Raw genomic sequence first — 22,666 nt, 5'->3', positions numbered from 1 at the left:
GTCCAGAGGCTATAGCGGCCAGCTTACGCGTAACTGAATGAACAAAGCTTCATATAGCCATATAGCCATATTGCCACAGCACAAGAGCGCCGGTACCCCTGCTCCAAGGCCAATTGCACTTGTCCAGCGCAATGACGCTATAATCCCCTCCTTTAATAGGATAGGGGGGTATGGTATATGGCCCATCTCACACAACAGACGGATGCCCTGCTCAAGCGCGTGCGTCGCATCGGCGGCCAGGTGCAGGCACTGGAACGCGCACTGGAGGCCGAAGCCGACTGTGCCAAGACTTTGCATCTGGCGGCAGCCATCCGTGGCGCCGTGCATGGCCTGATGGACGAGCTGATTGAGGCGCATGCGCGGGAACACGTGGCCGCCCCCGGCCTGACCGATGAACAACGCCAACAGGGACTGGAAGAAGTCCTGGAGGCAATTCGGCGCTATGCCAAATGAAGTCGAAGGAGACGCCATGACCAGTCCCGCCACTTACCGCCACGAGCATATGTATCTGGGTGCCAACCATGACCGCAACACCCGCCGCACGCTGTGGGTGGTGGCCTTGACCGCCGTGATGATGGTGGCCGAGATCGCCGCCGGCTACTTCACGGGTTCCATGGCCCTGCTGGCCGACGGTTTCCACATGGCCACCCACACCGGCGCGCTGGCCATTGCTGCCGGTGCTTACGTGTTTGCACGCCGCCACGCGCATGATGGCCGTTTCAGCTTCGGCACCGGCAAGGTCGGCGACCTGGCCGGTTTTGCATCGGCGCTGGTGCTGGCGGTGATCGCCATCGGCATTGGCGGCGAATCAGTGTGGCGGCTGGCCAGTCCGAGCACGGTGGATTTTGGCGAGGCGATCCCGATTGCCATCGTCGGACTGATCGTCAACATCGCCAGTGCCTTGTTGCTCATGGAAGGGCATCATGGACACGAGCATGCCCACGATCATCCGCACGGTCATGCGCATCACGGGCATGCGCACCAAGAACACCATGACCATCACGGCGATCACCATGACGGCCACGACAACAATCTGCGCTCTGCCTACCTGCACGTGGTGGCCGACGCCCTCACCTCGGTGCTGGCCATTGCCGCCCTGCTGGCCGGCCTCTACCTGGGCTGGACCTGGCTGGATCCGCTGATGGGCGTGGTGGGTGCGGTGGTGATTGCGCGCTGGTCGTGGAGCCTGTTGCAAAGCAGCGCTGCGGTGCTGCTGGATGTGACCGATGCACAGGTCGCGGCACGCATCGAGCAGGCGCTGGCGGACGAAGCGGTGCACATCGAGGACCTGCACGTCTGGCGCATCGGGCCCGCGGCGCGCGCGGCGATCGTGAGCGTGTCCGGCGGCCAGTCCGTCACGGAAGCTCGCTTGCGGGAAAAACTGGCGGCGGTGAGCGAGCTGCGCCATCTGACGCTGGAACTGCATCAGGCCAGATGAGTGAGCGGCAGGCTGGCGTGAAACGATGAACAAAAAGACAGCGGCCGAGGCCGCTGTCTTTACATCTGCCGGGTGCAGCGTGCTGGCTCAGCGCCAGCCGCGATGCCAGCCGTAGTGCGGATGATGCCAGCCCCAGCCATAGTAGGAGTGATATTCCCAGACCCAGCCCGGACCGGGCGAAGCATAGGTGGGCTGCACGTACACCACCCCCGGCGGCGCAACGTAGGCCGGCTGGGCCACATAGGCCGGGCGTACCGTGGGCGGGGTCACCACGCAGCCGCTCAGGCCGAAGGCCGCGGCCAGTGCCGGGATCAATAGTAGGGATTTCATGGTCTTGCTCCTGATCTTGTTTGGCGGAATGTGACGGCGTGAGCAGACGCCGTTGACCACGATGGTGGTGAACAGATAACGAGCCAAATCAGAAGCGGGCGGACCTGAAATTGTGTGTTTATGTAACCTGCCGGGAGGCGGGATGTGTTTCTGCACGCCACCATCTTTCCGCGAGACGCCGCGACCTGGAGCGCAAAGGAGTTTCCACGAACCGCTGGACCAAGGCGGAAATGACCAGCACGATCGCGATCAGCAGCCCCCACGCAATGATCACTTCCACGACCGACAGCTGCGGCGTGCTTCGTTCGCCGATCATGGCTTCCGGTTTTTTCAGCACCATTCAAATCCAAGGCAAAATCCGAAACCCTGCTTCAGCTAGCCATAAACCAATGATGCTTGCCCTCACCCCCAAAATCATTGCTTCCCACTCTTTTATTGCCTCATTTGTCCGCGGCCTGCGAAGCAGAAAACAGGCGGGCCAATTTGGCGGCCTCGGTATCAATGGAGTGTCTCTCTACGGCTCGCGCATGCGCAAACTCGCCCATCCTCTGCAACTGTTCTGACGTAGCACTCAAGCAGGCTTGCATGGAATCCATCAGACGCGCAACGTCACCTGCGGGAAAGAGCCAACCATTCTCACCATCCAGGACCAGCTCAGGGATACCGGCAATAAAAGTAGTGAGCACAGGGCGGCGCAGGGCCATAGCCTCCATCACAACTACGGGCAGACCTTCAGCAAAACTGGGTAACACCATGGCGCGGGCAGCCAACAATTCCTCGCGTACCTGAAGACTGCTGATCCAGCCAGTAATCCGGATCTTGTCCTGCAAACCGTAAAAGGCAATACGTTCTTCGATCTGCGGGCGCATCTCTCCGTCACCGGCCAGTACTAATTCGAACTCAACGCCTTTGCGCAATAATGCGGCGGCTGCCTCGACTAGCAGAAGCTGCCCTTTCTGCTCGCATAACCGACCGACACATACCAGACGTGCTGCCGACTGCGGCTGCAGTGGCGAATCCGCATAAAACCCGCGATCCAGACCACAATGCACAATCGCTACCTTCGACCAAGCACTCTGCTCTACCCAACGATACAACTGGCTTTGACAAAAGGAAGTGATAGCGACGGTAAAAGCGGAGCGACGTATTTTCTCATCCAACCCCAAAGCCATTGGCTTGTCGAACTCCTCGGGACCGTGCACCGTAAAACTGTAGGCAGGACCACCGAGGCAGCGTGCCAACATGACGATCTCGGTGGAATTGGTGCCGAAATGCGCATGAATATGGCTGGCACCAAATGCTTGGGTCCATTCCACCACCTGCGCTGCTTCCATGAGATAAACCAAATGATAAATCAGGCCTCGGTCGCCCCGTCTGCCCATGCGGAAGGCCAGGCTGAGTCCAGCGAAAAATCCTTTGGGGTTGGCGACCATTTGACGAATCACAGGGATCAATAAGCCAGAGATACCATGCTTGAGAATATAGCGGGTGCGCTCTCGCTCACTGCGGTCGTCTTCATCGACGACCTCGGCATCCCAGCCACGAAGCGCTATGCGATCAATATCAAAACCTTGAGATTCAACTGCAGCGATTTCACGGCGAATGAAGCTATGGCTGACTTTGGGATACTGATTAATTAAATACGCAATTTTTTTTTTCATGGCTCGGTTAGATGTGCAACGCGCTTGTGGCCTTGCCTACAGGAAGATGATGTTGGAACATCACCTCACGATGGATGTTCGAATCAGAGTTGAAGCGTGATAAGCACGACCGAGGTAAATGCCAGCGCACTTTCTGGTGGTTTCTTTACAACCTTGCCCAGTGCTTGAATAAACGACCGCCATCACCCGTTTCGAGCAGACACTGACGCTCATATATGCTTGCGATGCGATAAAGAGACGACCAAAAAACATCGCAAACTGGAAATCTTTGGCCATACCCTTGGGGTTCGAAGCACCAAATCCCGCCCAAAATAATAGCACAATGCAAACACTGATTTAAAAACAGCTCCTCTGTCGGGACGAACATTATTGAGATCGGTTTCATCTGTCAGCGATTGGATCTGCATGACCTGCTCCCGCAGTTGTTAGACGTTGACCCGGACCTTTTTAGCCGAGATTTTCGTCAAGTACCTGCTGATCGCATTGCGCACCGGCTCATCGTAAAAGTGGTGAAGCAACCAGGCGAGCAACATCAGGAAGACGAGGATGATCACGCCACCCAGCGGCGCGTAAGATTCCACGCCGCGGCCTGCCACCGATGGGAACATATGCTTGATGTATTCAGACAACGGACTATGGATGATATAGATCGGATAAGAAACCACGCCCAAAAACTTGCAAAGAGAGGCCATGAAACCTGTCGGCTGGAACCGCATCCCGGCATAGACGAGCAAGGGAAAACCAATCGCTACTGCCAACGCATCATAGGCTGGAAGTACGATATGAGGTGGCGTCGCGCACAGCAACAACATGACGCCAACCATACTCAGGCTCGTCCTGCGGTTATTGAAGACCACATCACGCTCTTTGTTCACATACCAGCGATACAAAACCACACCGGCGGCAAATGAGAAGCCTACCCGCAGAAAACTAACGTAATACGTTTTTCTCATGAACCCTGCATCAAAGTTATGAGCAGGCCAGATAACAATGAACACAACCAGGCAGCACATACAAAATGCCATGATGGAGAGCAGAACACGGTTGCTGAGATATCTGATCTTCCAAGCGTAGAGCAAATTGACAATCAACTCGGTCGAGAGTGACCAAGCAGGTCCATTAAGAGGAAAAAGTGCTCTGCTGTACAAAGTGGGCAGCAGTAAAAAACCGAACGCGGCCGCGAGAGAGAGCGAACCAGTAAAAGGGGTCGCTTCAGAAGCGGCAGCCGCAATGCCTGCACACATTCCAAGAAAGTAAAGGGGATAGAGCCGCAGCAGACGAATCTTCAAAAAGGAAAGGAATGGCATCCCATTTTGCAATTTCGATTCGTAAGAACGCGCCAAAACAACGCCACTTAACAAGAAAAACAAATCGACCGCCAGATAACTGGAAAAGAAAGGATTTTTCCCGAAATAGGGGACTGTGTGTCGCAAGACCACAAGAATTGCAGCGACCCCCCTGAAGCCATCCAGCGTCAGGAAATGCTCCTTTTTGTTCATACGCTGCCCCCTAGATTGAGATTAACTTTTCAATCAATTGAGGACAGCCGATGAGCTCTTTTAGTTGCAGCAAAACTTACGAGAATAAGACACGTAGCCGCGACGCTGATCAGCGCGCTAGTTGGAGTATGCCGCTTTCAGCAAGTTGAGTTGCCAACTTCTGCGACACAAAGCAAAACGGCAGTGATATCAGAAATCCGATATCACTGCCGTTGTTCATGCAGCTTTCGCCGCAACTGCTTGATTCTATTGGTCGGGACGGTGTGATTCGAACACACGACCCCTTGCACCCCATGCAGGTTTTGTAATGACCGAAGGTCGCTCTGGTTCTGCCTTGGCAGTTTTCACCCCTAATATACAGTGCTTCATTGCCCGGCGTGAAAAGCGCATCCTGCATGCCTAAGCGTCTATATATTAGAGGTGATTTTCCAATCGAAAACTGGGTATTTAAACAGTATGGACATACAAATCCATTCAGTTAACTCAAAAAAGACCAAAAACCATTGCATTTTTTTAGTGTTTGTTGCCTAAAAGCCGGTGACAAATTGTTGAGTTTGGGATTACACTTCGCCTGCATCCTTTCAAATGACCCACGGGCATTGCATTGGGGGTGATGTCTTATTGCATAGGCGACCCTAGGGAGTCGCTTTTTTTGCATCCATACTACAGTTATTAACAAAGTTATCCACAGGCTATACAGCTTGTTTTTTGTGCTACATAAAAATAATGACAACAAATGTTTATGACATCAAGGCGGGGGTGGTCGCTAGCGATTCGCGGTGGTCATGCACCTTGAAGACTAATGATGTGCTACACGCAATCGTCTTTGCTGACGATACGGGCTTTGACAAGATTGTGTTAGCCGAGGGCGCCTGCGCACTGTTCGCTGGGCGCAGCAAACTTATTGACGAATGGAAGCAGTGGATCGCGTCACCCAATAAGGTGGTACTTCCGCGACCTGGTGTCGAGGATAACTTTGCGATGTGCATTATCGATGCTGCCACCGGTGCCCAAGTCATGGAGCACGGGCAGAAGATCACTGATGACCTCTACCGCTTCGCCGGAACAGGGGCTAAACCCGCTCACACTTGCTGGATCAAAAACAAAGATGCCCTCCGCGCCGTCAATAGCGCGTACGAAGGGGATCAATATAGCGGCGGAACTGTCAAATTTCTGAAGGTGAAGTCCAAAGAGCACAATGTGAGTGATCTGGTGGAACATAAAGTTATTACAAACGCAATTATTACGAGAGGATTAGTCATGTATCCAGCATACGAAGGCAAGACCGTCTCGATCGAAGATGCCGCGAAGACAGACCCAAAGGTGAGCGTCTTGATCAGGGACCTGACAACTGGTGCGGTTTCCGCAGAAGCTCCGAGCGGACTGGACCCGGTCGTGTGGACTGAGACGGACATCAAGCGATTGGACGACTCACTGGAACGCTTCTTCGGGAAAATTGCTAAGTAAGCATAGCTTATGCGTCTCCAAAGAGCCCGCTGTACGCGGGCTCTTTCATTTTTACGCCTCTCTAAGAGGCCTTAGAATTAATTTTCATTTGGCGGCCCTAGGTTGCCAGTCGCAGCGAATGGGGCCGGTTTAGTTGATACAGAGGTAAATTATGTCCTTCGGAAAGCAGATGCTGTGCGCTTGGCAATATCTATATTAGAGGTGATTCCAGTCGCGGAACGATGACGAAAGCCACCTCAAAATGGCGGCCCGGCCTCAACTTTCCCAAATGCAACCTGCCATGTCTGCCAGTAAGAAACTTGCGGGCCGTCGATTCCCCCAAGGCGCTCAATTCCATAAATCACCATCCCCCGCTCATCGAGCCACAGGATTTCTGGATTCAGCAGGCACATCAGCCTGGCTGGAAAATACCGCAGATGCGCGTCCAGTTCCTCATTGAAACTCACGATTTCGGCGATAGCGTGAAATTCGGCACGATCATGGACGCGAGAAATCTTCAGCTCACCCACAGTAGGGGCGATCTTCCGCCTTTCCGATGCAGATAGATTTACCCCTCGACTCTTTAGGCAGCGGACGGTCACCAGCACACCCCTTCGTGGAGGCTTGCACATCTGCGCACCATGCCCAGGCCCTATCCCCGGAGGAATATCCAAATCGTCAGCCTTCGGATGAGGCTCCATTTGTTCCTGCGTTAAGCTCACACTAGCCCCGCTATACTGTACATATATACAGTATAACCTTCCGACGACGATGTGGCTCACGTACAAGCCAAAGCCGATATTTTCACGTTATAAGGTAAGGGCGATAAATAAAAAAGCCCCGAGCCTCCACATGGGAAGCTCGGGGTTAGGTCCAGTTTGCACTGGAATGGGGACCGACGAGGAATGAATCGCCAGCGGCTGCACTATAGCAGGGTCAAGGGGGCGCCATCCCGTTCTCTCGGATAAATGCCTGCGCCGCGCGGGCGGTGGCTGCGGCCTCTTCGGCCTGGCCGATCAGCGCGCGAACAGCGCTGTCCAACTCTGGAGGAAGTAGCCGGCCGGCGGTACCGGCCGCATCGCCGCCGGCGGGGCCACTGGCTTGGGCGAGTCCGGCAGTGCCACCGTCGCACCAGGCTGCACCGAGGCGCAGCCGCTTAGGCTTGCGCAGATCAGCGCGAACTTGAGACATTTCATCATCACTTCCTTTCTGGATCTGGGCTGACTTGAGCGCCTGCTCGGCACCGATAGCCCGGTTTTGTTCGCGCCGTAGTTCCAGCGCGGCTTCGGCGGCGGCTGCCTGCTGCCTCACCTGTACATCCCACTTCGCCTGCACGCGGCTGGCGCCGTGGATCTCACAGCCCAGGCACAGCGCCACTAGAGCCAGTATCCAGTAGCACCAGGATGGGACAATGCGCAGCATTCCAAGGATGGCCATCATGACAGCACCTGCTTCGCGTTCTTGTACAACGCCAGGCGTTTGGCATATTCCATGGAATCACCCACAGCGGCAGTCTTCCGCCCGATGTTGATGATGTCGCACACCCCATCGAAGTCGCCGGCATCGGCATACTCGCTCAGATCGTTGGCGTGCCAGTAGTAAGCAGCAGCACGCGCCGCGCCCTCTGGCTGCTCCAGCAGTTCGGGGTGCACAGCGCAATCAATGCCCAGGGCCATCATCAGGGCTATGTAATTCGTCTTGCCGGTGGTCTGCAGCAGACCCCGGCCGCGATACAAGAACCCCTCCCCGCTCGCCTCGTCGCCGTTACCCATCCGGTTACAGTAGACCGCATTTCCCATGCGCTCGGGATTTGCGGCCAGTTCGACTGCACGCGGGACCAGCGAGCGCCAGCGGGAACCTGCTGGCGAAGCGTTCCCGATCTGGCGGATCCGGTCAGCGCTGTAATTCAGGTTCTCCACCAGGGTGGAGAGCTGCCCGGACTCAGCGCCCACGTTGGCCAGGAACATGCCTTGGCGCTGGGCGGTGACAATGCCAAACTCGCGCATGGCGGCGTTCAGCGACCCCAGAAAAGACGATGCCCGCATCGAGGCGGGCATGATCTGGCGCAGCTGGTCTATCGTGAGGTCCATGGAATTCGTCCTTTCAATCGTTCGCGCGTGGCGACGTACAGCCAGGGAACAGCGTAGAGGCCGGCGAACCCCGTGTTCATGGCCACCTCGCCCGTCTGCGGCGACGTGTAGCCATACAACGGCCCCAATAGCACCGCCACGGCACCGGTGGCGAGGACCGAGCAAAACAGCCGGTCAAGGTGGTGCTCTGCGCCAGGCGTCATTTCGTTGAGGGCGCACAGCGCGCGCAGCAGGATCAGGCCGGCGGCCACGAGATTGATGATCAACAGATAATGGTTCGTCATTGGGGCGCTCCCGGTTGTGGATTACCCCCTCCGAATCGACTTTGCAGCTGTTGCAGTGCTAGCGGCACCAGCGTCTGCGAGCACACCCCGATGGCGAAAGCGCTGAAGAAGCGCATCTGTTCTGGGATCTTGGCCGTCCATTCGAAATAGGACGACTGCGCCGCCCAGGCTGTGGCAACCGGACCGCCGTAGGCAGCCACCAAGGCACTCGTGATCAGCGTGATCGCCATGCGCAGCAGCGGCGTCTGCCGCGTGAACGAGAGCGCCACGCAGCCCCCGAAGATGCCGGCCAGTAGCAGGTCATACTGAAGGCCAAGAAATGCACCAGTCAGAGTCACAGTGCCGATCGATACGGCGTACCCCGCCGCCGCGCTGGTTGTTGGTTCTGGCATTGATCCCCCAAAAAATAAAAAGCCCGCACAGGGCGGGCTGAATTGGCAGCTTTGTTTTTAGGCAGGAAGTGCTGGCCACGCCGGCTGGTTCACTGTGATGTCCAGCCGGTTCACTGCTACGCGATACTGCTTCCAGGCGACCAGCTTGGCTTGCTCCTCCGCCGTCGCATCCCCAAGATCAACAGCATCCTGCAGCGGCGCAATGCGAAGGCCTGCCTTCTGTAGCAACTGGTCGCGCATGGCACTAAAAGTGTCAGCCAACTCAGCCGGCGTAGAATCCCCGATGGCTGGCGTCTGCTCGGGCTCTGCCTCGGGAATGGGCTCTAAGCGCCACACCTGATCGTCGATACTGAAAATTGCCCGCTGACCGTCGGGCACATCGGGCGGGGCGATTTCCGTGGAAAAAGCGGGCAGCAGCCAATTCCCAGGGCTCAAAGGATCTTCATCAGCATTCCCGATGCCAAGAAGCATGAAGGTCTTGGGTTGAAAGTTGTAAATCTGCATGAATCGCCTCTTTTAGTATTTAATGCAAACAAGCGCCGCCAGGTTTCTTACCCTATTCTCAGCGCCTCCAGACGCTTGAATGCTGATGCCAGTTCCAGATCCGAAAATACCGATACCTGTCGTCTCCCGGCTCGTGATAGCCCCGACAATAGGTCCAGACCATGCGCCACTATCCTGCAAAACCGCCGCGCTGCCGTTGGTCATCACGCCGTACGGGATCGAGTGCGCGTGCCCGGAATCGGATACTCCGTGAGAGTGGGTTGGATCGTTGACGCCGTGATTGTGTGAGACCAGTTGCCCATCCTGCCAACCCCACAGTGAACGCCCAGAATCAACGCCACGCCCATCATCCCAGCCACGTGAATATTCACCCCGTGCATCTGGCAGAACAATATATGCGCCTACGGTACTACGACTGCCAGAGGGATTCGCAGGATTAGTGCATCGATAGCCCCATAGCGCCGTGGCATTCAGTGCATCACCGCAGTAAATAGCGGTCGCCAGAGAACCATATAACCCCACTTGAATGACGGCCCCGTTCGCCTTCAACCATCCTGTTGGTGCCGCATTCGCATAAAACTCTCCTCTCATACCAGGAGGCAAAATGGTGTTGATCACGCCGAGCTTGGCGCGCGCACCGACCTTGTCGTCACTATCCTCTCCAATCAGATCAGCGAGATAGTCGCGTAACTGACCGAGAGCGACCCGCATTTCAGCGGTAGTCGTTGCCGGCGTCTTGGCTCCATTCAATAAATCTTTGCTGGGAAGTAGCATATTTTCCTCAATATCCTTGAATCCGAGCGTCGAGCGAACCACTCACCGCGACGCCGGCACTGTTGAAACACATCACCATCGGGCCAAGCCTAGGATTTTTGTCGACATATCGCGCTGTCAGCGCAGAGCCGCCATCCGCCTGCAACGTAAGCTGAACGTTCTTTATGACCAAGTATTGTTTGGTGATCGGCAGACGTACCCCAGCTGCTGGAACCGCAATGTCATCGAATGACTCATCGATGTCCGGAACATCGATGACTGCCTTGCATGCGCTGATCACGCCCTGATCTGGCCCGGTATCTACCGTGAAGCGAAGTTGATACTGGATCAACTGGGCCGATAGCGAACCTGGCCACGGCTGATAGCCTGGCAATGGTGTGAAGAACTCCGTATCGTCTGCGCCGAAGAAAGGATTGGCATCAGACCCAAAGTAAGGATCTCCACCTCCAGAGCGATACTCAATCACCCGCACACCACCCTGGAAGTCGACATCCAATGTCATTGTCAATCCGGCCGCGACCACCGAGGGTGTGAAGATCGGTGTCTCGTACACCATGCGCTTGTAGTTATCGGTAAAGAACTGGCGACCGTCGTCCAGCGGCCAATAGTCCGCCAGGTCATTTCCCCAGAAGGACTGAGTTCCTTCGGCCCGCAGATCGCCATCAACAACGATGGCGCCGGAAACCTGCCCCGGATACCCATCGCCATGGAAATCGAACTCCTCCACCACGTTGGCCACCAAGGCGTCCCCCATCTCGGTCATGATGTAGGTAGGCGCATTGGACTGCAGTCCGGCCTTGTTCTCGGCTTTCACCATGAGTGTCAGCGCCCCTTGCGGTCGCGAGAGGATCTGATAAGGACTGCTCTGCACCACGCCGCTGACGAGTTCGCTGGCATCACCCCAGCTGCGATTCGAGCCGTAGTGGTATCGCAGGCGATAGCCAGCCAACTCTGCATCAGGAACAGCCCCCCACGAGAGGACATCGCCATTGATCGAGAACCAAGGAACATCAGGTGGTGCCCCCTGATTCCCCGCAAAGGGCACTACGGCACTGCTCACCTGGATTGACGCGATCTCGATGCTGTTAATGGCACGGACTCTCGCCTCATAGGCCCCACCATAGATTCCTGGCACCTCGATGTTGAGCGAACCAGTACGCGGCAACGACGTCCAGTCGCCGTTATCCCGCCGCCACTCGACCTGATACTGACTTGCCCGAAGCGCGGCATCCCATGCGATCACAAGCGTTGTCACGAGGGCGCCATTTATCGAAGCGGTATAGCTCGACAATCTGACGTTGGCCGGTGGAGGTTGGTACCGCATTGGCACCACGCTTGTGGGTCGGTCGCCAATCACCGTACCCTGCTCCACATAGCCAAATTTCCCCGGCTCGTGCTGAAGGGCAGTGATCTCGAAAATGAGGCCTTCCTTCTGCGTCACCGACATCACTTTGTAGGTCGGCGCAACCAGGTCAACACTGCCGACATACCATATGGACTGCGGCTCCGGTGCAACCGAGAATGCTTGTGTGACGGTCACGTCATCCCCATCCACCGACTCCACCAAGCGGTCTTCTGATATAGCCGTCGGCAGAATGACCGTGAACGTATCGCCGGCCGACACGGTCGGCGCCTTGTCCAACGTGATCGTGCGCCCATTGACCGCTCGGATACGGCCGCCGTTACGGCGCCCCATCTTCTTGGGGTCGGCGACCCGGACAATCTGGCCAGGCGCAGCGATCGCCCCTTCCATGCCCACCTGGAAGGTGATGGTCTCAGTCTCCAGACGAGAGGTGGCGAGCGCCCACCGCCCCGCCCTCTGAGCTTGTCCTTGTGAGGTGCAGCCAAATGCAGTCAGCTCCAATGGACGGTAGCCATAACGCTCGATGCCAATGGAATCTTCGACGTACTCATTTTTCGCGCGATAGAAGTCCGCCGGATCATTCCAGCTCACCAGCGCCGTGGTGTAGCGCGTACGACGACTGCTCCCCACTCGTGTGAATTTGCCGTCGATCACGTTGGCAGCAGTGTACACATACATGGGCTCGCCGGGCATATCGGCAGAGGTCATCATCTTGCCGCCACCCCAATACACGATGCCACGGAAAATCGACGCAAGATCTTGCAGCACCCGATATCCCGCAGCTTCCTTCTGCAGGTAGACGTTACAGGCGAAACGCGGCTCATAGCCACCCTTCCCATCAGGCACAAGCTCGTCGCAGTATCGCGCAATGCGATACAACTCCCACTTGTCGATCTGTGAAGCATCGACCCGCTTGCCTGCGCCGTAGCGCTTGTGCAGCACCAGGTCGTAGTAGATCCAAACAGGATTATCGGTCCAGGCCGGCTTGAACGTACCGTCCCAGATCCCTGAGTAGGCCCGAGTATCCGGATCGTAGTTCGACGGCACCTGGATGATCCGCAGTTTCATCAGGTATGACCGCGAGGGGACGCTCTGGAACTGCGAGGCGTCCACCATCAATGCCATCAACGCCGACATCGGATACCGCAACTTCGCATCGATCAACTCGGTGTACGACTCGATCATTGTGATATCGACGATGCGCGCGCTATTGGCGTTCGGAGTAAGGCGACGCACCCGCACGCGCCAGCCGGATACTATCGCCCGCGGCAGATTGAATCGATGGCTGCGGCTGTACTTGCTTGTAGTCTTCCCATCGAAAGCTGAACTCACCACGACCTGGAACGGACCACCGTCGGTCGATAGCTCGATCACATATTCGATCCTGTATCCCTTGACGTCGCCGTTCGAGTTGTCGGTCTGGCTGAGCCCCGAGACCGATAAGCGAACCCGCAGACCCGACAATTGCAGGTTGGTGATCCCGCGAGTCCAGGGTGTATCGGAGCGCAACTCACTGGAAGCCGCAAGCTCGTTGGCAACCTCCGGAAAACCAGGAATGTAGGACTGATCTTGAGTTCCGGGTCTGAACTCCCATTGGAAGCCCGAGAAATTGTAGGATCCATCCGCGTTCTGTAGCGGCGTTTCGTTAAGATAGATCGACTGAGCACCGGCCACCAACCCGACGATTGGGCCCTCGGAGATCAGGTCTACTACCTTGGCATACGAAATGCTCTTGAGGCTATCTGGCGCCTCGACGGCCGCATGCCCTTCGTCCCCACCTTTTCCACCGCCACCAAATCCGATGAGACCTCTCATGCCTGATCCTCCGCAAAAATCCCGGCCGAGATAACAGCAGATCCAACCATCATCGTCCCGTAGCCCAGCGGAACTGGATTCCCCTGGGCGCTTGTGTTCACCGCGCCGTTGAAGTTGTAACTGGCCGTGTTGTCGGCCTGGTCCTGCGTGGAAGTTCCGCCTTTCTGCGGCACCAACATCTGCACGACACCGCCTGCCATCATGGCCAGGCCAAATTGCATGATGGGCACGCCAGATCCAGGGAAGAAGTAGTTGACGACTGCACCCACGATCACAATGATTGCCCCGACAATGGTCTGCAACGCACCCGCTTGCTTGCTGCCTTGCAGGATCGGCGCTATACGAATGTCATCGCTGCCAACGGGGTAGGCCAACTGCTCCGCAGAAATATTGGATTTACCAAGAAATACCGAATAGACGACGCCTCGGGTGTGGGCAGTCATCAGCTCACGCTCGAATCCAGGGAGCAGAACGCACAGGGCCTTGACGGCCTCGCGGGCGCTCGACACAGCCAGGTGATGAACACGACCAAATCTGCTGCCCAAGGCGCCGTAAAGCCGGATTGTCTTTAAGCTTTCGTTCATGTGAGACCAAAAAAAAGCCGGCTTGTGCCGGCTAGATTCCTCGGTAACGAACTACCAGACGCGTGACTTCCCGCCAGTAGCCCCCATAAATATCGTGTCTGGATGGTCTGCCATAGAGGTGATGCAGGATCTTGCCATCGCCAACGTACACCGCTGCGTGGTTCACGACCTTGGCACGTACCTGCATCAAGAAGCAGTCACCCACTCGGAGATCTTCCAACTCGACGGGCTCGAATCCAGCCGAGCGGAAATGTTTCATGTAGAGATCGTCACCACTCCCGTCACCCCACCAGTTATCGCGGCGGACAAAATCGGGCAGAATGACGCCGCGCTCCTGTTCAAACCAATCCCGAAGAAGCGCATAGCAGTCGAGAACACCATGGTAGAACTCGCGGCCTTCCAACGGCGCCCTGTAGCCCGACGGCGAAAGTCTCTCAATCTCACCCGCCTCCACAACCCCATCAGCTCCATCGACGCGCACGATGAACCAAGTGATACCCGATGCCTCACAACTGACCCGGTCGGCCTGCGTCGGCCGCGCCGGCATGTCCGGATGGGAATGCACCAGGGCGAGCAGCTCGCCTCGATCCGCCGCAGCGAAGTAATCGGCCTTGGCCATAACGAAGTGGTCTCCCTGACGCCCGCCAGCGGCCACGTTACGACAGCGGAGATATACCTCGCGCCCTCCTTCATTGATGACCAGGCCGCAGCACTCGCGTGGATATTCTGCGACCGCGTGCGCGCGGATCGCAGTTTCGATTTCAGGATTCATATCAGTTTGCTCGTATGATGTCAGCGGCCGGAAACCCGCCATACGGCAGTTCCGAGTAGTCACCAAATCGACAGCGGCAAGAGGAAAGACGCTTTCCGCAGCGGTCGAGGTTCGCATCCGCCACCGGCTGATCCTTCGAATTGAAGAACGCAACGCCAGTCCAGCCGCACTCAGCACTGCGATATTCCCAGGCACAGAGGTTGGCAATGATCCTCCGAGCAGGTAGCTGCAGGCCATCGAAGTCCAACGGACTGGAAAGCTCAAACTCGATCACCTCATTGGTTTCGGAGGTCTTCTGCTCGACGTACCAGATCTCCGAGGGGAATTCTTCGTCCGGATCCGCATCGGGATTCCCATCCGGGAAGTTCCGAGCATCGAGGTATTTCCCGAGCGTGGTGCGCCTGGTGAGCTTGGCGCCTACGAAATCGTCCAGATAGAGGCAGGCGGCACCGATGGACCCGTCGATATTGGCCACCGTCAGCTTGGGCGTCGGTGGCTGGCCGTCACTGGTCTTTGCGAAGCCTTCCGCCTTGATGGGCCAGGCCGAGTATTCGTTCCCCTGCCACCAGATCGACCCATCCTGGGCGTACCCATGGAACCGCAAGAAATCGCCGCTGATCGCTGTCGCGTCCAGCTCGAATAGCTCCACCACCGCACCCAGCTCCAGTTTCTGTACATCACTGCGGATACTCATGGCGTGTTTGCCTTCTTGAATGTCACCGTCACTGTAGACACTCCACCGCCAGCATCAGCGGTGGAGTAGCCACCTTCGGTCACACGAACCAGAACGCGACCCTTACGAGGGGCATTCCAGTAAAAGGCCTTGGCGGCACCTCCGTTTCGATCCAGAAAATCTTCCACCTCTGCGACCAGATCTTCCGGGCCGGATACGCTGATCGTCCATGTGTCCTGGACAGGATTTAAGCCAGCCGCACCTACCTGCTCGTAACCATCTCCGAAGCCGACCGTAAGCAAACTGAACTTTGCCTGCCGAGTTCGAGCCCCGGATTGCTGCCAGGTGAAGGTTTCAATCGTCATCAGCTTGGTACTCCGTTACGAATTTTCCAGATCACACCGTTCTGCCGCTGCTCGGCCATGAAGCGCTGGCTGATAAGCTGGTTCACCAGCTCCCCGAGTTCCTTGGCCGAGGCATCACTCTGGGACTTGGTCGAACTATCGCTGGAACCATCACCATAGAAGTTGACAGTAGTGGCCACCGAAATCGGGGCGCCGGCGCCGTAGGCCTGCACGCCAAGTGCACCATTCGGTCCGCGCTTCAATGGGAAGATGCCCTCCGGCCCCGCCTCACCCATCAGCCCCGCCCCCTTCGCAAAGGCAAAGAGAGTCGGGCGCGAGACGACCTGGCCGCTGTATGCACTCAGCGAAGGAGACTCATAGACTCCGCCCAACGCGTTCGCCTTGAAGCCCAAACTGCCACCAGCGGTGGATTGCCAGTAGTCAGCGGTGCTCGATGCCGAGGCTGCGCCCGAGGAACTTGGCCCGAAGGCCGAGGCGGCCGCAGAGATCGCCATATTGAACAGACCGGAGATAGCCGCCCGTGCTTGCATACGCGCGATGTCCGCTATAACGGACTTGGCCAAGTCGCTGAAGCTCAACTTGCCGCTGGTGGCAAAATTCGCGAAGGCATCCTCCATCCCGCGCGCAGCAGATCCGAAAAGGCTCTCCACCTGTCCCGCGACGTTTGCTGCCTGGTTGGCGTAGTTCTGCATGAAGCGACTTGCACCGACCCAGCCATCCTGCTGGACCTTCTTGGTCTGTTCGGAATAGTCGCGCTCCAGCTGCAATCGCGCCTCCAGATTTGACTGCAGCGCGACCAGCTCCTGGTCATACTGCGACTGGCTAAGTCCACCGTGTGCTTCGCCCTTCTCCCGAGACTTACGCAAGGCCTCGGCCGCCCGATCAAACTCCTGCTGCACCTGGTTGAGACGATTGAGCTCATCACGGGCAGCATCACCCAGGCCGGCACCATCGACCAGATTGCGAATAGCAGCTGCCCGCGTGTTGTACGACGCGTTGAGGGACTCGACGTAAGCTTGGACGTCACGAGCATTCTTTTCTTCCAGAGATCGCGTGTCGTTGACGAACTTTTGTTCATTCTGCAGCTGCTCATCGCGGATCTTGCGCTGCTGATTCTTTGCCTCCTCCAGCGCGCTCAGGTTCTTCTTTCGACCGGCGATTGCCTCCTGCTGCTGCGCCAGCGCCATCTCTTTATCCAGCGCGGCACGCCGGGCTTCATAGTCGGCCCGCAGATATTCCTGCGTGTTGACCAGGCCGACATCATAGGAGGCCTTGTTGTTCTGCAGCGTGGCACGCAGGCTCCGCTCTGCCTCCTGCATCTGACCCTGGATGGCCTTGATTTGCGCGCTGAGGGCGTTGTCGGCGCCAGATGGCGCCTTTTCCTTGTACTTGTCCTCGATGTCCTTTTGCAGCTTCGCATACAAGCCGCCCGACAACGGATTGCCTGACTCACTGAAAACCACCCCATCGAGACGGTCGTTGGCAGCACCAGTGCGGTTGGCCTCCCGCATCATGGCCGTGAAATTCTGCGACAGCTTCGCCAGTTCGTTCCGCTTACGGATATTCTTGTCGACCGACTCGGTCAGCTGATCAATAGCCCGAGCGGCCTGGATCGAAGCGCCCTCGCTCTTGGTAGCCTCCTCACGTTGCGCCGCAAGTTCCTTTTCCGCAGCGAGCTGCTTCTTCATCCCGTCGACGCGGGCCTGCAGCACATCACGATCCGACTTGATCATCGGTGTGGCCATGCGCTTCTCGTACTCTGCGATGTCGTGCTCAAGCATGTCGGTACGACCGTTGTTCATCACGGTGTCCCAGAAGCTCATCACTGCATTCTTGGCCCGCTTCCACGCGCTCTCGATGGTACCGATGTGCTCATTAATTGATCGCGCACGCGCCCCCATCGCATCAGCATAAGTGCGTTCAGCTAGGTCAATGGCTGCTTGAGTGTCGCCTTGCCGCTGCAATGCCGCGATCTGGTCATACACCGACTGCGTGAGGTAGTGGTACTGCTCGTTCAACTTCGCGCTGGCGTCGACGGGCGAGCGGGCCAGCTCTTCAAACTCGCGCACCGTGTCTTTCACTGCGCGGCCCGTCGCCGTCTGCATGTCCACTGCCACGGTAGCGATCATGCCAATCTGCTCGGCCGAGTACTTTCCGCTATTCGCCAGCTCCAGGACCACCTCTTTTGCCGCAGACAAGCTTCCGAGCGTTCCAGCGGCCTGCACAGACATGTCGTGCAAGCTAGCTGCAGTGGTGCCGGCAGCATTTCCAGTCACCACGAGTGCGTCTGCGAACTTCTTTTCTTCGGCATGCCCCTGCAGGTAAGCAACCGCCAGGCCACCGACAGCGGCAACCAGGCCCCCAATCGCCAGCGTTGCCGGCGACAACAGGGTCGGCATCAGGCCGGATTGCTCCGCGAAGATCGAGAACGAGCGGCTGGCGCCGCTGAAGTTGCCGCTGGCAATTTCACGCGCCAGGACGCCCAGCTCACGGCGGCTCCCGCTAGTAGCGAGGCTGAAACCGTGCATGCCCTTTTCGGCCTTCTCGATCTGCTCAATCAACGGCGTTGCCTGGCTGGTCACTCCAAGCTGCGCAGCCCGATACTCCAAGAGCTCCTTCGCGCTCTTGCCAGCAGTAGCCGCCTGATCCCTCAGGCGCGCGATGAACGCGTCAGCCTTTGCCGTAGCCTCGGCACTGGTCTTGTTTAGCTGCGCTTCGCTCACGTCAAGCTGCTTGACCGCTGAAGCGTACTGCTCGGCCGAGATCCGACCTTGGCCCCAAAGGCTTACTAGCTTATCCGTCTGGGCCTGCAGTTCCTTCTGGCTGCTCGCGCCACGACCGATAGACCCGAGCGCCCGATTCACCTCTGCGACCCGGTCAGCCGTCTCCTGCAGGGCGCGATTCTGCAGAGATGCATCGATCCGGTCGGTACCGGCTGGAGCATTGCGGCCGCCGGCCTCCCGAGCTGCTGCTGCAGCAGCGCGCGATGCTTCGATTTCCTTATTGAGGGCGGCGGTCTTCTCCAGGGACGCAGCCACCGAGGCCCTGATACGGGATGCAGCGTCCTCTTCGCTTTCGGCCTGAGCCTTGACCGCGACCGATGCGGCATTGGCCGCCTCCGCATTTTTACGCTGCGTAGCCTCCAGCTGGCGGAATGTCGCCAGCAAGGGCGCTGCGGCCTCCGATACGCCGAGCTGCGCCGCCCGGAGTTCCAACGAGGCGACCTTACCACCCTGCGCTGCAGCTACCTGGCGCTGCAGCCCCTCCAGGTAGCGCTGCTGCGCCGAGCTCAATGCCGTTGCGCCCGACGTACCGGCCGCCGAGATCTGATTCAACGCCGGCACAATCTTCGCTGCTGCCGAGCTCGCCTCGGTTTGCACTTCACGGACGGCCTGGCCAGCCTCCCGCATGTCAGCTTTGAACTGATCCATTTCGGCCGTCAGGCCGACCGTTACACTGCCGGCCAGATCACCCGCACCAGATTTAGCCATATCGCACTGCCCTGAAGAAGCGCCGCCCGAGGGCGGCTATTGCTGTTCACGCATCAAGCAAATCGCTGCGTGTTCCATTGCCCTCACGTCGTCAAACACCCGCCTGCGATGCACAGCAGGAACACCAAACAGGCGCATGACAGAAGGGAGCACCGCGTAGTCCAGTCCAACCGGCACCCCCATATCTGTGCGCCACTGCGTGCGCATCGCGTTGAAGACCTCGACCGACGTGTAGTTCTCGGGAAAGACATCAAAAGAAGACTTGTCGCCGAGATCCTCCGGAGTCAGCCCGAGGGCTGCGAGCTGCGCAGCGTCCGGCTCCGGGGTATATAGGAACTCCGCAGCGGCGATCAGTTTCCCTGGGCGGCCTTATACACTTCGTTGAAATAGGCCTTGTGAATCACCAAAGCCAGACCGTGGTAGCTGCGCAGCAGCTCGCGCAGTCCGTCTTCGCTGAAAGCACCCTCGACACCATCCCAGCCGACGACGTTGGTCTGCACGAATTCTTCGATGGTCATCTTTGGATTCTCATCCAGCAGCGCCTTCAATTCGTCGGGCTTGTGATAGCGGGCGGTCACCTTGATTTTGGTCGGCTGGGGTTCGCCAGCCACCGGAACATCCACTGGCAGGATGAACGTCGGATTAGGTTGCAGTTTGAGCATGCATCACCTTAGGTCTGGTAGCGGGTAGGACGCGACACCAGGGCCAGGGATGCCTTGGTGGTCATGATGTTTCCCTTGGTCAGGGTCGGGGTCGCGTTGTAAGACACGTAGCCGTTGTAGAAGATCTTCGGGCCGCTGGGCAAGGCCAGTTGCAGCGGGCGAATAGCGCGGGCTTCATCAGCGGCCGACAGGACGTCGCCATGGGGCGAGGTCGGGTCGTCCGCTGCCGTGATCGAGAGGGTCTGAGGCGACTTGGTCGTGGGTACCTGACGCTGCTGGTCGTCGTCCAGGAACTCGACGGTGGCGAAGTTCTGATCACCGCCCGACGATTCGAACGCAGTCACCTGCGGGATCTGCTGCCAGGTCAGCACCTTTTGGAGGCTGCCGACGCCACTCCCAGCAGGGAATTTGTCGGTATTGGAGGTATCGATCCCTTCCAGCGTCACGGCGCCAGCGTTGAAGTTCTTGATACGCGCAACGCGCCGGTCGAGCTTCAACCAGCCCGGAGCGTTAACCACAACGATATCACCCGCTGCTAGTGCGGCACCTGCAGCGACTGCGGCGACCGCTTCCGCAGCATTGGAAAGCGCAGTCGTGTTCACCGCCGCAGCAAGGGTGGCGGCGATGGAAAGCTTGGAGCCGTCCGGCAAGTTGTAGGCCATGATGTGCCCTTTCAAAAAAAATGGCCCCATTGGGGCCTGTTAATAAGGAATATTTGTACCTAAGCCGGCGCCAGAATGCGAAAGTCGCAACGGCGACGATAGAGACCTACTGCGCTCTCGTAGAAGCTGACCGGAGCACCGATAGCGGAAGCTTGCAGCGTCCGCAAGCGTATGCGCGCCTGCGACATCAGCTCATTGGCAGAGGTTCGTGTCTCTGAATAAATGTCGATTTGCAATCGGATTAGATCCATGTCCGACGGACCGTCTAAGAATTCAACCGGCTCCCCGCCAACTTGGAGCAAGACTATGTAGGGGACCCCCACTTGATCCGGAGCATGATCAAAATAAACGCGACCCGCGACCAATTCGTTGAGCAGATCCATTGCTAATTTTTCTAGCATTACCTCCCCTTAAGCGCCTCGGCTACACGCTCCTTCAATTTCTCTCGCATCGCCGTGAGCGCGACATCCTTCTTCGCCTCGTAACCCGGACGCAGGAAAGGATGGGCCGCAACAAAGATCGGCTTCGCCTCTGCTCGATGCCTCTTCCAAGTGATGCCATCAGGTTTTGGCGGTATGTACCAGTGCCCATACTCGACCCAGACGCCATAAAATGGAACGTCGTCCTTACCCGTCTTTCTCCAAGATACGTGATAGGTCTGCGAGGTTGCGGAGGAAATCTCGTCAATATGCTTCTGGTAAATGTTGTCTGCCAGAATTCCCCTTTTCCGAGGCGCCCGAGCAATCACCTCGGATTTGATGATTGAAGCACCCGCATTGGCTGCAGATCGCAATGCATCAGAACCGACCTTCTCTGGCAGATCCTCCAGCATGCGGACGACATCTTCGAATCCATCAACTTGCATCGTCGCCATCAAGAAGACCCTTCGTGCAATAGACTTGCAGCTCCTCCCGGTTTCCCTTTTTATCGAGTGCCGAAATAACGCGGTAAGCCTTTCCTTCCAGCACGATGCGCATACCGTGCTCAATATCTTCACGGTAGCGAACGAGAAACTTCACAGATACCTCCGGGCTGATTGACATCGCCGCATCAAGTTCGCGGCCGGAGATGTCAATCTTCCGCGCCCATGTCTTAGAGAGCTCAGCCCAAGACTTGACGATATCGCCGACATCGTTCTTTGCCTCAAGTTTCCGCTGGAGCGATATCCTTCGATTCAATTGACCTGCGCGCATGCTACGGCCCCATGTTGTTGCGTTTCGGCCGCAGCAGTGCTTGGGCCCCGTTCGGAAGGGCGACGGCCGTGGCGCCGATCACCACATCCTCCCGATTGGCGTACAAATGCCCGCAGGTCAGCAAGATCGCGGCCTTGATGGCAGCATCCACCACGATGGGCTCGACGCCACCGGTGCCGGCCGCCACCGCAGCATCAAGCGCAGCCTGGTCCGCGAAGATTTGCCGATTGAGATAATCCGCAGCCGCCTGCTCCGCTGCAGCCAGGTAAATATCCATCAGATCATCTTCGGCGCCCGAATCTGCCTTGCAATGCTGGAGCGCAATGTCCCTGCTGACCAGGCCCATCAGTTCGCCTCTGCTGCCTTCGATTGCTCGGCCGCCTTCAACTGCTCGACCAGCTCTTCCTTCTTGGCGTTCTGGGCATAGTTGATCTTCAGATCATCCAGCGCCGCCTTCAACTGCGGGACGGTCATTTCGTCGATGGAACGCTCCAGCGCGCCGAGCGCAAGTGCGCCGGCCACCAGCTCAGGCGGGCACTCATCGCCCTTCGAGAACTGCTGCGGATAGATCTCGCCATCGCGCACACCTTCGAACGCCTTCGCAAAAACTCGCAAACTCATACATTTCTCCTATGAAGGGGAAGAGCACGACCCGCGCCCTCCCCCCC

28 protein-coding genes and 1 tRNA gene are annotated in these 22,666 nt (G+C 57.6%); 3 read left to right on the top strand and 26 right to left on the bottom strand.

Translation table 11 applies throughout. The features are described from left to right. Positions 1–177 precede the first annotated feature (177 nt). Both E2K99_RS10560 and dmeF read left to right on the top strand, forming a co-directional pair. A complete protein-coding gene (locus tag E2K99_RS10560) occupies positions 178–453 on the top strand; it encodes a metal/formaldehyde-sensitive transcriptional repressor (protein WP_134222194.1) in 276 nt (91 codons plus the stop codon). Positions 454–469: 16 nt separating this feature from the next. Then, positions 470–1,438 (top strand): CDF family Co(II)/Ni(II) efflux transporter DmeF, encoded by a 969-nt coding sequence (gene dmeF / locus E2K99_RS10555; protein ID WP_134222193.1) that lies wholly within the window; start codon positions 470–472, stop codon positions 1,436–1,438. Positions 1,439–1,525: 87 nt separating this feature from the next. On the opposite strand, the gene E2K99_RS10550 is transcribed toward dmeF, so the two are convergent. The 5 genes from E2K99_RS10550 to E2K99_RS25505 form a co-directional block, all read right to left on the bottom strand. Continuing rightward, entirely contained in the window at positions 1,526–1,768 is a 243-nt protein-coding gene (locus E2K99_RS10550) for a hypothetical protein (protein ID WP_034330072.1), read from the bottom strand. A gap of 118 nt (positions 1,769–1,886) precedes the next feature. Further along, complete coding sequence (locus tag E2K99_RS10545; protein WP_134222192.1) at positions 1,887–2,108, bottom strand: hypothetical protein; 222 nt, start codon at positions 2,106–2,108, stop codon at positions 1,887–1,889. Positions 2,109–2,208: 100 nt separating this feature from the next. After that, positions 2,209–3,429, bottom strand: a complete 1,221-nt coding sequence (locus tag E2K99_RS10540; protein WP_134222191.1) for a glycosyltransferase — start codon at positions 3,427–3,429, stop codon at positions 2,209–2,211. A 425-nt stretch (positions 3,430–3,854) separates the two neighbouring features. After that, a complete protein-coding gene (locus E2K99_RS10535; RefSeq protein ID WP_134222190.1) occupies positions 3,855–4,928 on the bottom strand; it encodes an acyltransferase family protein in 1,074 nt (357 codons plus the stop codon). Positions 4,929–5,178: 250 nt separating this feature from the next. Then, positions 5,179–5,280 (bottom strand) — tRNA-OTHER (locus tag E2K99_RS25505). Positions 5,281–5,720: 440 nt separating this feature from the next. Here E2K99_RS25505 and E2K99_RS10530 point away from each other — a divergent pair. Continuing rightward, complete coding sequence (locus tag E2K99_RS10530) at positions 5,721–6,395, top strand: hypothetical protein (protein ID WP_134222189.1); 675 nt, start codon at positions 5,721–5,723, stop codon at positions 6,393–6,395. Positions 6,396–6,631: 236 nt separating this feature from the next. Here E2K99_RS10530 and E2K99_RS10525 read toward each other — a convergent pair whose 3' ends face one another. From E2K99_RS10525 to E2K99_RS10425, 21 genes are all read right to left on the bottom strand, one after another. Then, on the bottom strand, positions 6,632–6,982 hold the full coding sequence (locus E2K99_RS10525; protein WP_134222188.1) for a hypothetical protein: 351 nt from the start codon (positions 6,980–6,982) through the stop codon (positions 6,632–6,634). A gap of 328 nt (positions 6,983–7,310) precedes the next feature. Then, positions 7,311–7,814, bottom strand: coding sequence for a hypothetical protein (locus tag E2K99_RS10520; RefSeq protein ID WP_134222187.1), 504 nt, complete (start codon positions 7,812–7,814; stop codon positions 7,311–7,313). Next, positions 7,811–8,464 carry a glycoside hydrolase family 19 protein gene (locus E2K99_RS10515; protein WP_134222186.1) on the bottom strand — a complete coding sequence of 218 codons (654 nt, stop codon included), beginning with the start codon at positions 8,462–8,464 and terminating at the stop codon, positions 7,811–7,813. The genes E2K99_RS10520 and E2K99_RS10515 overlap by 4 nt, the downstream gene beginning before the upstream one ends. After that, on the bottom strand, positions 8,449–8,748 hold the full coding sequence (locus tag E2K99_RS10510; protein ID WP_134222185.1) for a hypothetical protein: 300 nt from the start codon (positions 8,746–8,748) through the stop codon (positions 8,449–8,451). Before E2K99_RS10510 ends, E2K99_RS10515 begins: the two co-directional genes overlap by 16 nt. Then, positions 8,745–9,140 carry a putative holin gene (locus tag E2K99_RS10505; RefSeq protein WP_134222184.1) on the bottom strand — a complete coding sequence of 132 codons (396 nt, stop codon included), beginning with the start codon at positions 9,138–9,140 and terminating at the stop codon, positions 8,745–8,747. The genes E2K99_RS10510 and E2K99_RS10505 overlap by 4 nt, the downstream gene beginning before the upstream one ends. A 57-nt stretch (positions 9,141–9,197) precedes the next feature. Then, a complete protein-coding gene (locus E2K99_RS10500) occupies positions 9,198–9,644 on the bottom strand; it encodes a tail fiber assembly protein (protein WP_134222183.1) in 447 nt (148 codons plus the stop codon). 12 nt (positions 9,645–9,656) lie between these two features. Continuing rightward, positions 9,657–10,418, bottom strand: coding sequence for a hypothetical protein (locus tag E2K99_RS25500; protein WP_166675013.1), 762 nt, complete (start codon positions 10,416–10,418; stop codon positions 9,657–9,659). A 7-nt stretch (positions 10,419–10,425) separates the two neighbouring features. Beyond that, complete coding sequence (locus tag E2K99_RS10490; protein ID WP_134222182.1) at positions 10,426–13,596, bottom strand: TipJ family phage tail tip protein; 3,171 nt, start codon at positions 13,594–13,596, stop codon at positions 10,426–10,428. Further along, positions 13,593–14,180: a tail assembly protein gene (locus tag E2K99_RS10485; protein WP_134222181.1), complete on the bottom strand. Its 588-nt coding sequence runs from the start codon at positions 14,178–14,180 to the stop codon at positions 13,593–13,595. Before E2K99_RS10485 ends, E2K99_RS10490 begins: the two co-directional genes overlap by 4 nt. A 31-nt stretch (positions 14,181–14,211) precedes the next feature. Next, entirely contained in the window at positions 14,212–14,952 is a 741-nt protein-coding gene (locus E2K99_RS10480; protein WP_134222180.1) for a C40 family peptidase, read from the bottom strand. 1 nt (position 14,953) lies between these two features. Next, positions 14,954–15,646: a phage minor tail protein L gene (locus E2K99_RS10475; protein ID WP_134222179.1), complete on the bottom strand. Its 693-nt coding sequence runs from the start codon at positions 15,644–15,646 to the stop codon at positions 14,954–14,956. Further along, a complete protein-coding gene (locus E2K99_RS10470) occupies positions 15,643–15,990 on the bottom strand; it encodes a phage tail protein (RefSeq protein ID WP_134222178.1) in 348 nt (115 codons plus the stop codon). The genes E2K99_RS10475 and E2K99_RS10470 overlap by 4 nt, the downstream gene beginning before the upstream one ends. Then, positions 15,990–19,481 carry a phage tail tape measure protein gene (locus E2K99_RS10465; protein WP_134222177.1) on the bottom strand — a complete coding sequence of 1,164 codons (3,492 nt, stop codon included), beginning with the start codon at positions 19,479–19,481 and terminating at the stop codon, positions 15,990–15,992. Before E2K99_RS10465 ends, E2K99_RS10470 begins: the two co-directional genes overlap by 1 nt. 36 nt (positions 19,482–19,517) lie before the next feature. Beyond that, positions 19,518–19,769, bottom strand: coding sequence for a DUF1799 domain-containing protein (locus E2K99_RS10460; protein WP_166675133.1), 252 nt, complete (start codon positions 19,767–19,769; stop codon positions 19,518–19,520). A 62-nt stretch (positions 19,770–19,831) separates the two neighbouring features. After that, positions 19,832–20,143 (bottom strand): phage tail assembly chaperone, encoded by a 312-nt coding sequence (locus E2K99_RS10455; RefSeq protein WP_134222176.1) that lies wholly within the window; start codon positions 20,141–20,143, stop codon positions 19,832–19,834. Positions 20,144–20,151: 8 nt separating this feature from the next. Beyond that, positions 20,152–20,805, bottom strand: a complete 654-nt coding sequence (locus tag E2K99_RS10450; RefSeq protein ID WP_134222175.1) for a phage tail protein — start codon at positions 20,803–20,805, stop codon at positions 20,152–20,154. A 59-nt stretch (positions 20,806–20,864) separates the two neighbouring features. Further along, entirely contained in the window at positions 20,865–21,188 is a 324-nt protein-coding gene (gene gp17, locus E2K99_RS10445) for a tail completion protein gp17 (protein ID WP_166675058.1), read from the bottom strand. A 17-nt stretch (positions 21,189–21,205) separates the two neighbouring features. Further along, positions 21,206–21,679: an HK97 gp10 family phage protein gene (locus tag E2K99_RS10440; protein WP_134222173.1), complete on the bottom strand. Its 474-nt coding sequence runs from the start codon at positions 21,677–21,679 to the stop codon at positions 21,206–21,208. Beyond that, the gene (locus E2K99_RS10435; RefSeq protein ID WP_134222172.1) at positions 21,660–21,998 is read right to left on the bottom strand and encodes a phage head closure protein; all 339 of its coding nucleotides are present in this window, start codon (positions 21,996–21,998) and stop codon (positions 21,660–21,662) included. The genes E2K99_RS10440 and E2K99_RS10435 overlap by 20 nt, the downstream gene beginning before the upstream one ends. A gap of 1 nt (position 21,999) precedes the next feature. Then, positions 22,000–22,344: a head-tail connector protein gene (locus tag E2K99_RS10430; RefSeq protein ID WP_134222171.1), complete on the bottom strand. Its 345-nt coding sequence runs from the start codon at positions 22,342–22,344 to the stop codon at positions 22,000–22,002. Continuing rightward, positions 22,344–22,619, bottom strand: a complete 276-nt coding sequence (locus E2K99_RS10425; protein ID WP_134222170.1) for a HeH/LEM domain-containing protein — start codon at positions 22,617–22,619, stop codon at positions 22,344–22,346. The genes E2K99_RS10430 and E2K99_RS10425 overlap by 1 nt, the downstream gene beginning before the upstream one ends. Positions 22,620–22,666: the final 47 nt, after the last annotated feature.

The organism is Herbaspirillum huttiense (assembly GCF_004367745.1).
Taxonomy (GTDB): Bacteria; Pseudomonadota; Gammaproteobacteria; order Burkholderiales; family Burkholderiaceae_D; genus Herbaspirillum; species Herbaspirillum huttiense.
This window is presented reverse-complemented; position numbering and strand designations above follow the sequence as displayed.